13 protein-coding genes and 1 pseudogene are annotated in these 12,963 nt (G+C 72.1%); 8 read left to right on the forward strand and 6 right to left on the reverse strand.

Going from position 1 to position 12,963, the window contains the following annotated elements; translation table 11 throughout:
* Positions 1-35: 35 nt before the first annotated feature.
* From ACZ64A_RS20310 to ACZ64A_RS20330, 5 genes are all read right to left on the reverse strand, one after another.
* The gene (locus ACZ64A_RS20310) at positions 36-797 is read right to left on the reverse strand and encodes a succinate dehydrogenase iron-sulfur subunit (RefSeq protein WP_469811832.1); all 762 of its coding nucleotides are present in this window, start codon (positions 795-797) and stop codon (positions 36-38) included.
* Entirely contained in the window at positions 797-2,551 is a 1,755-nt protein-coding gene (gene sdhA, locus ACZ64A_RS20315; RefSeq protein ID WP_469811834.1) for a succinate dehydrogenase flavoprotein subunit, read from the reverse strand. The genes ACZ64A_RS20310 and sdhA overlap by 1 nt, the downstream gene beginning before the upstream one ends.
* Before the next feature lie 19 nt (positions 2,552-2,570).
* The gene (locus ACZ64A_RS20320; protein WP_469811835.1) at positions 2,571-3,053 is read right to left on the reverse strand and encodes a succinate dehydrogenase hydrophobic membrane anchor subunit; all 483 of its coding nucleotides are present in this window, start codon (positions 3,051-3,053) and stop codon (positions 2,571-2,573) included.
* 5 nt (positions 3,054-3,058) lie between these two features.
* Complete coding sequence (gene sdhC, locus ACZ64A_RS20325; RefSeq protein WP_469811836.1) at positions 3,059-3,439, reverse strand: succinate dehydrogenase, cytochrome b556 subunit; 381 nt, start codon at positions 3,437-3,439, stop codon at positions 3,059-3,061.
* Between the two features lie 167 nt (positions 3,440-3,606).
* A complete protein-coding gene (locus ACZ64A_RS20330) occupies positions 3,607-4,296 on the reverse strand; it encodes a 2-oxo-4-hydroxy-4-carboxy-5-ureidoimidazoline decarboxylase (protein ID WP_469811838.1) in 690 nt (229 codons plus the stop codon).
* Between the two features lie 356 nt (positions 4,297-4,652).
* Between ACZ64A_RS20330 and ACZ64A_RS20335 the strand changes: the two genes are divergently transcribed.
* From ACZ64A_RS20335 to ACZ64A_RS20365, 7 genes and pseudogenes are all read left to right on the forward strand, one after another.
* Complete coding sequence (locus ACZ64A_RS20335; RefSeq protein ID WP_469811839.1) at positions 4,653-5,204, forward strand: hypothetical protein; 552 nt, start codon at positions 4,653-4,655, stop codon at positions 5,202-5,204.
* A gap of 332 nt (positions 5,205-5,536) precedes the next feature.
* On the forward strand, positions 5,537-5,962 hold the full coding sequence (locus ACZ64A_RS20340; protein ID WP_469811840.1) for a hypothetical protein: 426 nt from the start codon (positions 5,537-5,539) through the stop codon (positions 5,960-5,962).
* A 10-nt stretch (positions 5,963-5,972) separates the two neighbouring features.
* Positions 5,973-6,206 (forward strand): annotated as a pseudogene (locus tag ACZ64A_RS20345) (hypothetical protein); the annotation flags it as partial.
* A 70-nt stretch (positions 6,207-6,276) separates the two neighbouring features.
* Positions 6,277-6,909 carry an RNA polymerase sigma factor gene (locus tag ACZ64A_RS20350; protein WP_469811842.1) on the forward strand — a complete coding sequence of 211 codons (633 nt, stop codon included), beginning with the start codon at positions 6,277-6,279 and terminating at the stop codon, positions 6,907-6,909.
* Positions 6,910-6,987: 78 nt separating this feature from the next.
* Entirely contained in the window at positions 6,988-7,860 is an 873-nt protein-coding gene (locus tag ACZ64A_RS20355; RefSeq protein WP_469811844.1) for a hypothetical protein, read from the forward strand.
* 325 nt (positions 7,861-8,185) lie between these two features.
* Complete coding sequence (locus ACZ64A_RS20360; protein ID WP_469811845.1) at positions 8,186-8,860, forward strand: RNA polymerase sigma factor; 675 nt, start codon at positions 8,186-8,188, stop codon at positions 8,858-8,860.
* Positions 8,860-10,095, forward strand: coding sequence for a hypothetical protein (locus ACZ64A_RS20365; protein ID WP_469811846.1), 1,236 nt, complete (start codon positions 8,860-8,862; stop codon positions 10,093-10,095). The genes ACZ64A_RS20360 and ACZ64A_RS20365 overlap by 1 nt, the downstream gene beginning before the upstream one ends.
* A gap of 208 nt (positions 10,096-10,303) precedes the next feature.
* Here ACZ64A_RS20365 and ACZ64A_RS20370 read toward each other — a convergent pair whose 3' ends face one another.
* On the reverse strand, positions 10,304-11,146 hold the full coding sequence (locus ACZ64A_RS20370) for a L,D-transpeptidase family protein (RefSeq protein ID WP_469811847.1): 843 nt from the start codon (positions 11,144-11,146) through the stop codon (positions 10,304-10,306).
* Between the two features lie 214 nt (positions 11,147-11,360).
* Here ACZ64A_RS20370 and ACZ64A_RS20375 point away from each other — a divergent pair, with 214 nt between their 5' ends.
* On the forward strand, positions 11,361-12,941 hold the full coding sequence (locus tag ACZ64A_RS20375; protein ID WP_469811849.1) for an acyl-CoA mutase large subunit family protein: 1,581 nt from the start codon (positions 11,361-11,363) through the stop codon (positions 12,939-12,941).
* Positions 12,942-12,963 lie beyond the last annotated feature (22 nt).

Here is a 12,963-nt window from a genome sequence, read left to right on the forward strand (position 1 = left end):
GGGGAGCGGGGCCCTCTGCCGTGGCTGCGGGAAGCTCAGAAGCGGCGCGTGATCAGTGCGCGCTTCACTTCCTGGATCGCCTTCGTGACCTCGATGCCACGCGGGCAGGCGTCCGTGCAGTTGAACGTCGTGCGGCAGCGCCAGACGCCGTCCTTGTCGTTCAGGATCTCCAGCCGCTGCTCGCCGGCCTCGTCACGCGAGTCGAAGATGAAGCGGTGCGCGTTGACGATGGCCGCCGGGCCGAAGTACTGGCCGTCGTTCCAGAAGACCGGGCAGGACGACGTGCACGCGGCGCACAGGATGCACTTCGTGGTGTCGTCGAAGCGCTCGCGGTCCTCGGCGGACTGCAGACGCTCACGCGTCGGCTCGTTGGTGTCCTTCGTGATCAGGAAGGGCATCACGTCGCGGTACGCCTGGAAGAACGGCTCCATGTCGACCACGAGGTCCTTCAGGACCGTCAGGCCCTTGATGGGCTCGACCGTGATCGGCTTCTCCGGGTTGATGTCCTTGATCAGCGTCTTGCACGCCAGACGGTTCTTGCCGTTGATCCGCATCGCGTCGGAGCCGCAGATGCCGTGGGCGCAGGAGCGGCGGAACGTCAGCGTGCCGTCCAGGTCCCACTTGATCTTGTGGAGGCCGTCGAGGACGCGCTCCTTCGGGTCGATCTCCAGCTGGAAGTCTTCCCAGGTCGCCTCGGCCGAGATCTCCGGGTTGAACCGGCGGACCCGGAAGGTGACCGTGATGTACGGGGAGGCCGCGGACTCCGCCTCGACCTTGTCCAGAACAGGGGTAGCCATCAGTACTTACGCTCCATCGGCTGGTAGCGGGTCTGGACGACCGGCTTGTAGTCGAGACGGATGGACTCGGTCCCGTCGGCGCCGACCTCGCGGTACGCCATGGTGTGACGCATGAAGTTGACGTCGTCGCGGTTCGGGTAGTCCTCGCGGTAGTGACCGCCGCGGGACTCCTTGCGGGCCAGCGCGGAGACCGCCATGACCTCGGCCAGGTCGAGCAGGTTGCCCAGCTCGATGGCCTCCAGCAGGTCCGTGTTGAACCGCTTGCCCTTGTCCTGGATCGCCACGTTCTTGTAGCGCTCACGCAGCTCGGCGATCTTCTCGACGGCCGTCTTGATCGTCTGCTCGGTGCGGAACACCATGACGTTGGCGTCCATGGTCTCCTGCAGCTCGCGCCGCAGCTCCGCCACCCGCTCGGTGCCCGTCGAGGTGCGCAGACGCTCGATCTGCTCCACGACGAGGGACTCCGGGTTCTCCGGCAGGTCGACGTAGTCCGCCTTCTGGGCGTACTCCGCGGCGGCGATGCCCGCGCGGCGGCCGAAGACGTTGATGTCCAGGAGGCTGTTCGTGCCCAGGCGGTTGGCGCCGTGGACGGACACGCAGGCCACCTCGCCGGCGGCGTACAGGCCGGGGACGACGGTGGTGTTGTCCGCCAGGACCTCACCCTCGACGTTCGTCGGGATGCCGCCCATGGCGTAGTGCGCGGTCGGCTGGATCGGGATCGGGTCCGTGTACGGCTCGATACCGAGGTAGGTGCGCGCGAACTCCGTGATGTCGGGCAGCTTGGCGTCCAGCTGCTCCGGCGGGAGGTGGGTGAGGTCGAGGTAGACGTGGTCGCCCTCGGGACCGCAGCCGCGGCCCTCACGGATCTCGGTGTAGATGGAGCGGGACACGACGTCACGGGACGCCAGGTCCTTCATGACGGGAGCGTACTTCTCCATGAAGCGCTCGCCGTCCTTGTTGCGCAGGATGCCGCCCTCACCGCGGGCGCCCTCGGTGAGCAGGATGCCCATGCGCCAGATGCCGGTCGGGTGGAACTGGAAGAACTCCATGTCCTCCAGCGGGATGCCCCGGCGGTAGACGGCGGCCTGGCCGTCACCCGTGAGGGTGTGCGCGTTGGAGGTCACCTTGAAGAACTTGCCGCAGCCGCCGGAGGCGTAGATCACGGACTTCGCCTGGAAGACGTGGATCTCGCCGGTGGCCAGCTCGTACGCCACGACACCGGCCGAGCGCTTGACGCCGTCGACCTCGGTGATCAGCTGGTCCAGGACGTAGAACTCGTTGAAGAACTCCACGCCCTCCTTGACGCAGTTCTGGTACAGCGTCTGGAGGATCATGTGGCCGGTGCGGTCGGCCGCGTAGCAGGAGCGGCGGACCGGCGCCTCGCCGTGGTTGCGGGAGTGACCGCCGAAGCGGCGCTGGTCGATGGTGCCGTTCGGGGTGCGGTTGAACGGCAGGCCCATCTTCTCCAGGTCGAGGACGGAGTCGATGGCCTCCTTCGCCAGGATCTCGGCGGCGTCCTGGTCGACCAGGTAGTCACCGCCCTTGACCGTGTCGAAGGTGTGCCACTCCCAGTTGTCCTCCTCCACGTTCGCCAGCGCGGCGGCCATGCCGCCCTGCGCGGCGCCCGTGTGGGAGCGGGTCGGGTAGAGCTTCGTCAGGACGGCGGTGCGGCTGCGCTTGGTCGACTCGATGGCCGCGCGCATGCCGGCGCCACCGGCGCCGACGATGACGGTGTCGTACTTGTGGATCTTCATGATTCTCGCAGCCCCGTGCCTAGCGGATGTTCGGGTCGAAGGTGAAGATCACCAGCGTGCCCAGCAGGATGGTGAACACCGTGGCGGTGTAGAGCAGGCCCTTGAGCCACAGGCGGGTGTTCGCGCGCTCCGCGTAGTCGTTGATGACCGTGCGCAGGCCGTTCGCGCCGTGCAGCATCGCCAGCCACAGCATCAGCAGGTCCCAGACCTGCCAGAACGGCGACGCCCAGCGGCCGGCCACGAAGGCGAAGCCGATCTTGGACACGCCGCCGTCCAGCACGAGCTGGATCAGCAGGTGGCCGATGACCAGGACGACGAGCACGACGCCGGACAGGCGCATGAAGAGCCAGGCCGCCATCTCGAAGTTGCCCCGGGTCGACTTCGGGGTCTTCTTGGTGCGCTTGCGCGGGGCCTCGATGAAGGGCGCCGGGTTGTCGACGGAGTAGACGGCTCCGCCCTCGACCGGGCCGATGCCGGCAGCGGTGGATTCAGTGGTGGACATGCGCGTCAGCTCCCGAACAGAACACGAGCGGCGTGGCCGAGGACGGGGTAGATCGCCCCGATCATCAGCACGACCCAGATGCCCACGACGGTCCAGAGCATCTGCTTCTGGTAGCGCGGGCCCTTGGACCAGAAGTCGACGGCGATGACGCGGAGGCCGTTGAGCGCGTGGAAGAGGATGGCGGCGACGAGGCCGTACTCAAGGCAGGCGACGATCGGCGTCTTGTAGGTGGCTACGACCTTGTCGTAGTCCTCGGGGGAGACACGCACGAGAGCGGTGTCCAGCACGTGAACGAACAGGAAGAAGAAAATGAGGACGCCGGTGACTCGATGAGCCACCCAGGACCACATTCCTTCCCGGCCGCGGTACAGCGTTCCAGCCGGCACGGAAGTTTCCTCCGGGAGCGGGGGTTGGGGCCGCGCCGGCTTCGGTGTCGGTCGGGCCCGGCCGGGTACGGTCCACCGGCCCCCAGCATCGTAGCGATGCGCCGGCGCTGGGCCTCGCCGGGGTCCCCCGGTGTGATCAAACTGGCACGCAAAGAGGTACGGGTGGGCTAGTGCGGCTGATGAGGTGCCTGGTTTCCGTGCATTTGCCGGGTGTGGGCCGTCAGTGACTGGTCGCGCCCACGCGGCGGAAGCCGCACATCGGACTGGAGCCCCGTGCCCCGGAGTGTCTCCAGCAGCCGCTCCTTCGCGAGGCGCCGGAGTTCCTCTGCCGCCACCACCCGTTCCTCCTCGGGATCGTTCGCCAAACGTGACCGGATCGCTTCCAGGACGTAGTCGAGGGCCTCGTGGGGCGCGACATCACCCAGGCAGATGACGAACGTGTGTCCGAATCTGGCCTCGTAGGCCGCGTTCGCGGCCGTGAGGGCCGTGTGCGCCGCTCCGTAGGTGTCGTCGGGCAGCGGAGGCAGGGTCTCAGCGGTCAGCGCCTCCGCCAGATCGGTGGGCGCGAGGTCGTAGGCGGCCTCGTCGGATGCGGCCAGCAGCGCGTCCAGCGTGGGATACGGACGGTGGTCGGCGATACGGCGCGCCCAGCGCAGGCTGCGCAGGCAGCACAGCAGGGCGCGCACTGCCTGGTCGGCGGGCGCGTCGTTGAAGTCCTCCAGGCCGGCCGGCGGCCGCGGGACGCGCGGCTGCTCGGGCAGTGCCGGTATGGCGACTCGGCCGGGGAGACGGGGAAGACGGTGCGCGGGCAGCGTGAGTCCTCGGCGTGGGTGATGTGTGGGTCGGCAGGGGATCATGTGAGAGATGTGACACCACGTTATCGAGAGTGGTCACGGTGTGTCCGACGGATGCCCGGATTTCACCCGCACGGGAGAGTTTCGTGATGCGGGGTGGACGCTCGGGGAGGCATGGCGGACGCGAGGGAGCCGCACTGCCGGCGGATCCGGGCGCGGTTCACGCCCTTGGCCGGCCGGCATCGGCGGACGGTCGGCCCGTTTGCCCCTGGCCGCCCCTGATCCGCTGGCCGAAAATCTCTTCTTCGCCCTCCCCGACCTGCTCGGTGTGGTACCCCTGTGACACTGCGCGGGCGTCGCACGCAGTAAGGGGAAGTGCGGGCTCCGTAAGGGATGGCGCCCCGTCGAGGGAGGCGTGGATGAGCCTGGTGGATCTCATCTCGCAGGCTGACGAACGCGGGCTGGCCGCGAGCGGACTGGCTTGTTTGGATCGGTGCCTGCCCCTGCTGGGCGGCGACGACGAGACCCTGCGACCCCTGTGGGGCAACCTCGCCGACGACGCCGGCGGCGCCTGGGGCGACCTGCTCGACGCGGCGCGCGGCAGACTCGCGGTGTCGGGCGGTGCCGGCGACGAGGCGACCCTGCTGGCCCAGCGGATGCTCGCCGCCGCGCCCGACGAGCGGTTCGCCCCGCAGGTGCGGGTGTGGGCGGACGCCTGCTCGGTCGCCTCGCTGCAGATCCACCGGTTGCTCGACCCCGCCGAGGACACCTCCGGCGTCGACGCGCGCCGCCAGGGCCGTACGGACGGTATCTCCCCGCTGGTCGCCGCCGAACTGCGCCGCCAGGTCACCGTCCTCGAAGTCCTCGCCGAGCACGGCACGTCCGGCCTGCGCCGGGCCCTGGACGTCTCCACCGAGGGCCGCCGGGTACTGCGCGCGGTGGTCTCACGCCGGTCCCGCGGACGGGCCTGACCCGAGACCGCCGGTCCCGCGGACGGGCCTGACCCCAGACCGCCGGTCCCGCGGACGGGCCTGACCCCAGACCGCCGGCCCCGCGGACGGGCCTGACCGCGGCGGGCCGGCCCGGCGGACGGTCCTGAGTACCAGGGCCGGCCCGGCGGACGGACCGAGCCCCGCCGCCGGTCCGGACAAGGGGGCCTGAACCCCGCAGCCGTACGCTCAAACCCGCTGCCGTGGGCGGGTCCTGTGGCCGTCGTGCGGGGGCGCTGGGGCGGACTCGCACCGGTTCGCGGAACACCCCGGAAACCCGTGACACCGCACCGGCCGGGCGCGCTCTTGGGTACGTGACGACTGTTACCTCCCAGTACACGACCTGGCACCAGCGGACGCCCGGGCGGGACGGCAGACCGCAGGCCGCCGCCAAACCGGCGCGATGGGCGGCCGACGTGGTGGCCACCATGCGCGAGGGCGCCCGCCTCCACCTCGACTACTCGGCGCAGAGCCTGTGGCGCGTCGACCGGATGATCGAGGAGATACGGCGGGAGGGCGCGCCCGAAGCCGCCGTGGCGACCGTGCTGCGCGGCTTCGGCGCCTACGCCGGTGAGGTGATCGTCCGCCAGGCCGGCGCCGAGTGGTGGGCGAGCGGCGGCGACCACTGGGTGCGCACCCCGGACGGCAAGCTCTGGGACCCGGTGGACGAGGCGCACCGCGTCTACGCCGGCCACGGCTCGCTGCGCCTGCTGTGCCGGGACGCGACGGCGTCCGACTGACACCGTCCGGCTCGGCGCGTACGTCGGGGAGGTGCTGGTGCCCCGGACGGGCGCGGCCTGGGTGGACCTCGACGCAGACCAGTGCCGCTGCTTCGGGCAGGCGGTCGGGGTGCGGATGCCCGACGGCCGGGTCCGGAACCCGCTCGGCAAGGTCCTCAATCGCTTCACGGCCGGCGCCCCCGAGGACTCGCTGCGGACCTTCCACCTCACCCTGCACGGCCGGTCCCGGCGGGAGGCCGCCTGACGTGCTGTGACACTTCTGTGAGCCGCGACGCTGATGACCGTGGAGGCGTGGACGACGAACGAGGGCGGACTTGGGCCAGGGAGCTGAACCTCGGCGTGCGCAGGCGTACGACGGGGAGCTGGGCGCGGCGGTCGCACGGGCCCAGGGCGGTGACGAGGCCGCTTTCGCGGTCGCGTACCGGATCGTGCAGCCCGGCCTGCTCGGTTATCTGCGCGGCCTGGTGGGGGAGGACGCCGAGGACGTCGCCTCCGACGCCTGGCTGGAGATAGCCCGCGACCTCGGGCGGTTCAAGGGCGACGGCGCGGGCTTCCGCGGCTGGACGGCCACCATCGCCCGGCACCGGGCGCTGGACCATCTGCGCCGCCGGCGCTCCCGGCCCCGGCCGGCGGCCCTGGACCCGGAGCTGCTGGAGCTGCCCGGGCCGCACAGCACGCACGACCAGGCGCTGGAGTCGCTCTCCACCGAGGAGACGCTCGCCCTCGTGCGCGGGCTGCCCCGCGACCAGGCCGAGGCGGTGCTGCTACGGGTGGTCGTCGGGCTCGACGGCCCGGCGACGGCACGGGTCCTCGGCAAGCGCCCGGGCGCGGTCCGCACCGCCGCCCACCGAGGGCTGCGGCGGCTCGCCCGGCAACTGGGCGTGGCGGCCCAGGCGGACGAAGGTGTGACGGATGAGGCTTCCCGGACGCTGGGGGAGTCGAAATGAACGGTGGCGGCTGCGGGCCGTACACCCCACAGCACAGGCCCGGCCCAGCGGGCCGGCCGGAAAGGGACGGACACGGACATGGGTGACACGCACAGGGGCGGCGAGCCGCACACTCGCCGGCACACCCACCCTGGCGCGCCCGCGTCCGCGACCCACGCCCCCGACGACGCCCCGGCGCCGGCCGCCGAGCACGGCACATCCGGCTCCCCGCTGTCTCCCGGGCGGCGCACGGTCCGAGGTGACCACCTCGCGCTGGAAGACCTGCTGGCCGCCGCGATCCTGAGCGGTGCGGTCGACCCGGACGCCGAGCAGCGCGCCGTGGCCGCGTTCCGCGCGGCCCGCGACGCGGGCGCCCACCGGGCCGGCACCCGGCGGCGCGACGACTGGCGGCCCCGCGCGCGGCGCCCCCGGCGCTCGCTGAGGACCGTGCTCTCCGTGCTGGCGGCGAGCATCACCCTCGGCGGTGTCGCCTTCGCGGCGATCGGCACCCCCGGCTCCTCCTCCGACGGCCCCGGCGGCCCGGACGGCGACCGCCCCGGCACCCGGCCCGTCACCAGTGCCCCCGGCCACACGGCGGACACGGCCACCGGTACGGCGCCCGGCACCTCCGCCGGCCCGCTCCGCACCGGGCCGCCGGGCCGCCCCGACCGGCCCGGGACGGCCCGGGACACCGAGGCCCACTGCCGCACCTGGCAGCGGGGCCACAAGAACGGCAAGGCACTCGACGCCACCGCCTGGCAGCGGCTGGTCGCGGCCGCCGGTGGCGCGGACCGGGTCGACGGGTACTGCGCCGAGCAGCTCGCACACCCGGGCGCGAGCCCGGCCGCCCACCCGAGCACGGCTGGCCGGCCCGCTCAGCCGGGCCACGGCACCGAGCACGGCGGTCAGCCGGACGCCCACGGCACGCCGCCGCAACGCGGGAGCGGGAAGACGCAGGAACCGAAGAAATAGGCCACCCGGGAGCGGGCGGATGCCGCTGTCACCGGTGTGTCGTGCCGCCAAGGCAACGGCCGGGGCCGCCACCCCCCACAGGAGAGGCCCCGGCCGTCGCGCGACACGGGCCGCGCGGCGGCCCGTACTTCCTACAGCGCCGAGCGTGCCTTTTCTGTCACACCCCGTCGGCATCCGTGCGCGTCACGAGATGGTTGCATCCCGGACCTGCATGGACGAGCAGTGGTTTAAGGCCGTAACGTGCCTTTCGCGCCGGACCGCGGGGGGCCCGGACCACCGCGACCACCTGCGGTCTTGAACCGCGACCATCGATCGAGGAACCAGGGTGCTGGGGGACGACGCGGAGCTGACAGCCGCGGTGCGTGCGGCGCAGGGCGGGGACGAGACCGCGTTCCGTACCGTGTACCGCACCGTGCACCCGCGGCTGCTCGGATACGTCAGGACGCTCGTCGGCGACTTCGAAGCGGAAGACGTCGCCTCCGAGGCCTGGCTGCAGATCGCCCGCGATCTGGAGCGGTTCGAGGGAGACGCCGACCGCTTCCGCGGCTGGGCCGCCCGGATCGCGCGCAACCGGGCGCTGGACCACATACGCATGCGCGGCCGCCGCCCCGCCGTCGGCGGCGACGAGACCGAGCTGACCGGCCGCCCCGCGGAGTCCGACACCGCGGGTGAGGCCATGGAGGCGCTGGCCACCGACCGCACCCTCTCGCTCATCGCCCGGCTGCCCCAGGACCAGGCCGAAGCCGTCGTGCTGCGTGTGGTCGTCGGCCTCGACGCCAAGACCGCCGCGCAGACCCTCGGCAAACGGCCGGGCGCCGTGCGCACCGCCGCGCACCGCGGCCTGAAGAAGCTCGCCGAGCTGCTCGGGGAGCGCCCGGACGGTGATCCGGAGTCGGCCGGCGGGCTCGGCGGGCTGCCGCCGCAGAGAGAACCGCGCACCCGCGCGGTGACGTCCGCCGGTGTGACGCAACGATGGGCGCGGACGCAGAAGGACATGTGATGGCCGACGAGCAGTACAGGTGGCTGGACCGCGAGACTGCCGAGCGTCTGCTGCGCGGAGAGCCGCTGGACGCCGTCCCCGCCGACGCCCGTGAGCCGGCCGAACGGATCGCCCGGGCCCTGGGCGCGCTGTCCGCCGTACCCGAGAACGCCGGCACCGAGCTCGCCGGTGAGAACGCGGCCCTGGCCGCCTTCCGCGAGGCGCGCGGCACGCACGCCGGTGCCACCCACGCCGCGGACAACGGTGTCGTCCGGATCGCTGCCGGGCGCCCGGCCGGCCGTCGCCCCCGCTGGGGCCGCCCGCTGCGGCTGGCGCTGTGCGCCGTCGTGGCCGCCGGGACCGTCGGCGGCGTCGCCGTCGCGGCCGGCACCGGGGTCCTCCCGGCGTTCGGCGGCGCCGAGCCCGATCCCCGCGTGTCGGTGTCGGCCGACGCCACCGCCGAGGGCTCACCGTCGCCGGACGGCACCGGGACGGACTCCTCCGGCGGCACCGCGGGCTCCGGCACCGGGCAGGACGGCCGGCGCGACACCGCGGGCGACCCCGACCCCGCAGCCGGCCGTGGCGCCGACGCCTTGCGACGCCGTATCACCGAGGCCTGCCAGGACCTGCGGGGCGGCCACGGCCTCGACGGCGACCGCCGGCACGCCCTGGAGACGGCGGCGGGCGGCGCCCCGCGCGTGGGCGCGTACTGCAAGACGGTCCTCGAAGCCCCGGGAGCCGGTCAGGACGGCACGGGCAGCACGCAGGGCGGAGGCGTCCGCGGCACCACCGGCGCGGGCAAGGACCCGTCCGGCAAGGGCGGCGAGAACGGCGGCGGCACCGGCAACGCCGGTCAGGGCGGCAAGGGCAACGGCGGCCAGGGCGGCGGCAACGGCGGCGGCAACGGCGGCAACGGTGGTGCCAAAGGTGGCGGCAACGGCGGCAACGGCGGCGCCAAGGGTGGCGGCAACGGCGGTGCCAAAGGCGGCGGCAAGGACGGCGGCGGCCAGGGCGGTGACGACGACGGCCACGGCAGATCCGGCGGCCACGGTCACGGCCCCTCGGGCGGCCACGGTCACGGGCACGGCGGCTCGAAGGGTTCCGGCGCTCCGAAGGGATCGGGCGGCGGCTCGAAGGGCGCAGGTCCCTCCAAGGGTTCCGGCGGTGCCGCCGGTCGCGGGGGCTCCGGTGCGGGTCACCACCCCGCCGGCAACGGCCGGGACAGCCAGGTGACGAGCCCGGCTCACCCCATCTGACCTGGGATTATGTAAGTCGTAGAAAAAATTTCGGGCAGGGTGTGACGTTTTCTGCCGCAGCGGCGCAGTAATGAGTGAGCCGACTGGTCATCGGCCGTCGCACTGAGCCGGGGTTCCCCCCGTACCCACGGCTCGTGCACCTGGCGCGGGCGGGGCACGTTCCCCCGGTCCCGCCCGCGCCCGTCTCTCTCCCTCCGGTCTCCCGGTGTCACCAGTACACGACGACCTTGTCGCCGGTGCGGACCTGCGCGAAGAGCGCCGCGATCGCCGTCTCGTCCCGAACGTTGACACAGCCGTGCGAGCCACCGGCGTAGCCCCGGGCGGCGAAGTCGTAGGAGTAGTGCACCGCCTGGCCGCCACTGAAGAACATCGCGTACGGCATCGGCGAGTCGTACAGCGTCGACACGTGGTGCCGGGACTTCCAGTACACGTGGAAGACGCCCTCCCGGGTCGGCGTGTACTGCGAGCCGAAGCGGACCGACATGGCCGACACCGTCCGGCCGTCGATCATCCAGCGCAGGGTGCGGCTGGACTTGCTGATGCACAGCACCCGCCCGGTCAGACAGCGCGGATCCGGAGCCGCGGCCGGCTGACCTCCCATCAGATACAGCTCCCAGGTGCCGGGTTCGTGCGTCATCCGCAGCAGCCGCTGCCAGGTCACCGTGTCGACCCGGCCGGTGCGCGGCAGTCCGCGTTTGCCCTGGAAGCCCTTGACGGCCTGCTCGGTGAGATCGTCGTAGCCGCCGGTCGGGCCGTCGAACAGCCACGCCACCTGCCGCAGCCGGGCCTGGAGTTCGCGCACCTGCCGCCCGGTGTCCCCGGGCGCGAGCAGCACCCGCGCCGCGGCACTCGGCTTGCCGTCGGGGGAGTCCGGGGAGCCGGTGGAGTCGCCGGACGAGGGCGCCGACGGCCCGCGCGACGGCGAGGACGTACCCGGCAGGTCCACGTGGACCGGTGAACGCTGTCCGCCGCCCGTGCCCTGCACGGTGCAGCCGCCGAGCGTCACCACCACCGCCGCCACGGCGGCCCCCGCGCCGACCGATCTGATCATGCCCCTGATACGCATCGCGGACCCCCGCCGTCTCACCGCTGAAGGGTTGGTGTCCTTCAGATGCTTTCCAGGCGTGACGCCTCGCGAACGGCGCGGCATCGTTGTGAGCAAGGTCCCAGCGTGGGGCACTGCACCGGGCGCACGGCCGTCGCTACAGTCCGTGGCAAGGGTTGGTTTCTACTGGCGAGTAACAGATGTAGTGCGGAGGCACACCATGGCACGCGAGTCGGAGTCCGGACTGCCCATCGAGCCGGTGTACGGGCCAGGGGTGCTGGCGGGCTGGGACCCGGCCGAGAAGCTGGGCGAGCCCGGCTCGTACCCCTTCACTCGCGGTGTCTACCCGTCGATGTACACCGGCCGGCCGTGGACCATGCGCCAGTACGCCGGTTTCGGCACGGCGGTGGAGTCCAACGCCCGCTACAAGCAGCTGATCGCCAACGGCACCATGGGCCTGTCGGTCGCCTTCGACCTGCCCACCCAGATGGGCCACGACTCCGACGCGCCGATCGCGCACGGCGAGGTCGGCAAGGTCGGCGTGGCGATCGACTCGGTCGACGACATGCGGGTGCTGTTCGACGGCATCCCGCTGGACAAGGTGTCCACGTCGATGACGATCAACGCGCCCGCCTCCCTCCTGCTGCTGCTGTACCAACTGGTGGCCGAGGAGCAGGGCGTCAGCGCCGACAAGCTGACCGGCACGATCCAGAACGACGTGCTGAAGGAGTACATCGCGCGCGGCACGTACATCTTCCCGCCCAAGCCGTCGCTGCGCCTGATCGCCGACATCTTCAAGTACTGCAAGGCCGAGATCCCGAAGTGGAACACGATCTCGATCTCCGGCTACCACATGGCCGAGGCCGGCGCATCCCCCGCGCAGGAGATCGCCTTCACCCTCGCCGACGGCATCGAGTACGTCCGCACGGCCGTCGCGGCCGGCATGGACGTCGACGACTTCGCGCCCCGCCTGTCCTTCTTCTTCGTCGCCCGGACCACGATCCTGGAGGAGGTCGCCAAGTTCCGCGCCGCGCGCCGGATCTGGGCGCGGGTGATGAAGGACGAGTTCGGGGCGAAGAACCCGAAGTCGATGATGCTGCGCTTCCACACGCAGACGGCGGGTGTGCAGCTCACCGCGCAGCAGCCGGAGGTCAACCTGGTCCGCGTGGCCGTGCAGGGCCTCGCCGCTGTCCTCGGCGGCACGCAGTCGCTGCACACGAACTCCTTCGACGAGGCGATCGCCCTCCCCACCGACAAGTCCGCCCGCCTCGCCCTGCGCACCCAGCAGGTGCTCGCCTACGAGACCGACGTCACCGCGACGGTCGACCCCTTCGCCGGCTCCTACGTCATCGAGAAGATGACCGACGAGGTCGAGGCGGCGGCGCTGGAGCTGATGGGCAAGGTCGAGGACCTCGGCGGCGCGGTCAACGCGATCGAGCACGGCTTCCAGAAGAGCGAGATCGAGCGCAACGCCTACCGCATCGCCCAGGAGACCGACAACGGCGAGCGGGTCGTGGTCGGCGTCAACCGCTTCCAGCTCGACGAGGAGGAGCCGTACGAGCCGCTGCGCGTCGACCCGTCGATCGAGGCCCAGCAGGCGGAGCGCCTGGCGAAGCTGCGCGCCGAGCGCGACCAGGCGGCGGTGGACTCGGCTCTCGCCGCCCTGAAGAAGGCCGCGGAGGGCGAGGACAACGTCCTCTACCCGATGAAGGACGCCCTGCGCGCCCGTGCCACGGTCGGCGAGGTCTGCAACGCGCTGCGCGAGGTGTGGGGCACGTACGTGCCGTCGGACGCGTTCTGACCGGCGCCGCGTGCCGGTGACC

The organism is Streptomyces sp. NPDC104814 (genome assembly GCF_055583185.1).

Coding starts and splice junctions, on each gene's coding strand:
- ACZ64A_RS20335 (WP_469811839.1), top strand. CDS start 4,653: ATGAGCCTGGTGGATCTCATCTCGCAGGCTGACGAACGCGGGCTGGCC.
- ACZ64A_RS20365 (WP_469811846.1), top strand. CDS start 8,860: ATGGCCGACGAGCAGTACAGGTGGCTGGACCGCGAGACTGCCGAGCGT.
- ACZ64A_RS20330 (WP_469811838.1), bottom strand. CDS start 4,296: ATGATCCCCTGCCGACCCACACATCACCCACGCCGAGGACTCACGCTG.
- ACZ64A_RS20320 (WP_469811835.1), bottom strand. CDS start 3,053: ATGTCCACCACTGAATCCACCGCTGCCGGCATCGGCCCGGTCGAGGGC.
- ACZ64A_RS20355 (WP_469811844.1), top strand. CDS start 6,988: ATGGGTGACACGCACAGGGGCGGCGAGCCGCACACTCGCCGGCACACC.
- ACZ64A_RS20310 (WP_469811832.1), bottom strand. CDS start 797: ATGGCTACCCCTGTTCTGGACAAGGTCGAGGCGGAGTCCGCGGCCTCC.
- sdhA (WP_469811834.1), bottom strand. CDS start 2,551: ATGAAGATCCACAAGTACGACACCGTCATCGTCGGCGCCGGTGGCGCC.
- ACZ64A_RS20370 (WP_469811847.1), bottom strand. CDS start 11,146: ATGATCAGATCGGTCGGCGCGGGGGCCGCCGTGGCGGCGGTGGTGGTG.
- ACZ64A_RS20375 (WP_469811849.1), top strand. CDS start 11,361: ATGGCACGCGAGTCGGAGTCCGGACTGCCCATCGAGCCGGTGTACGGG.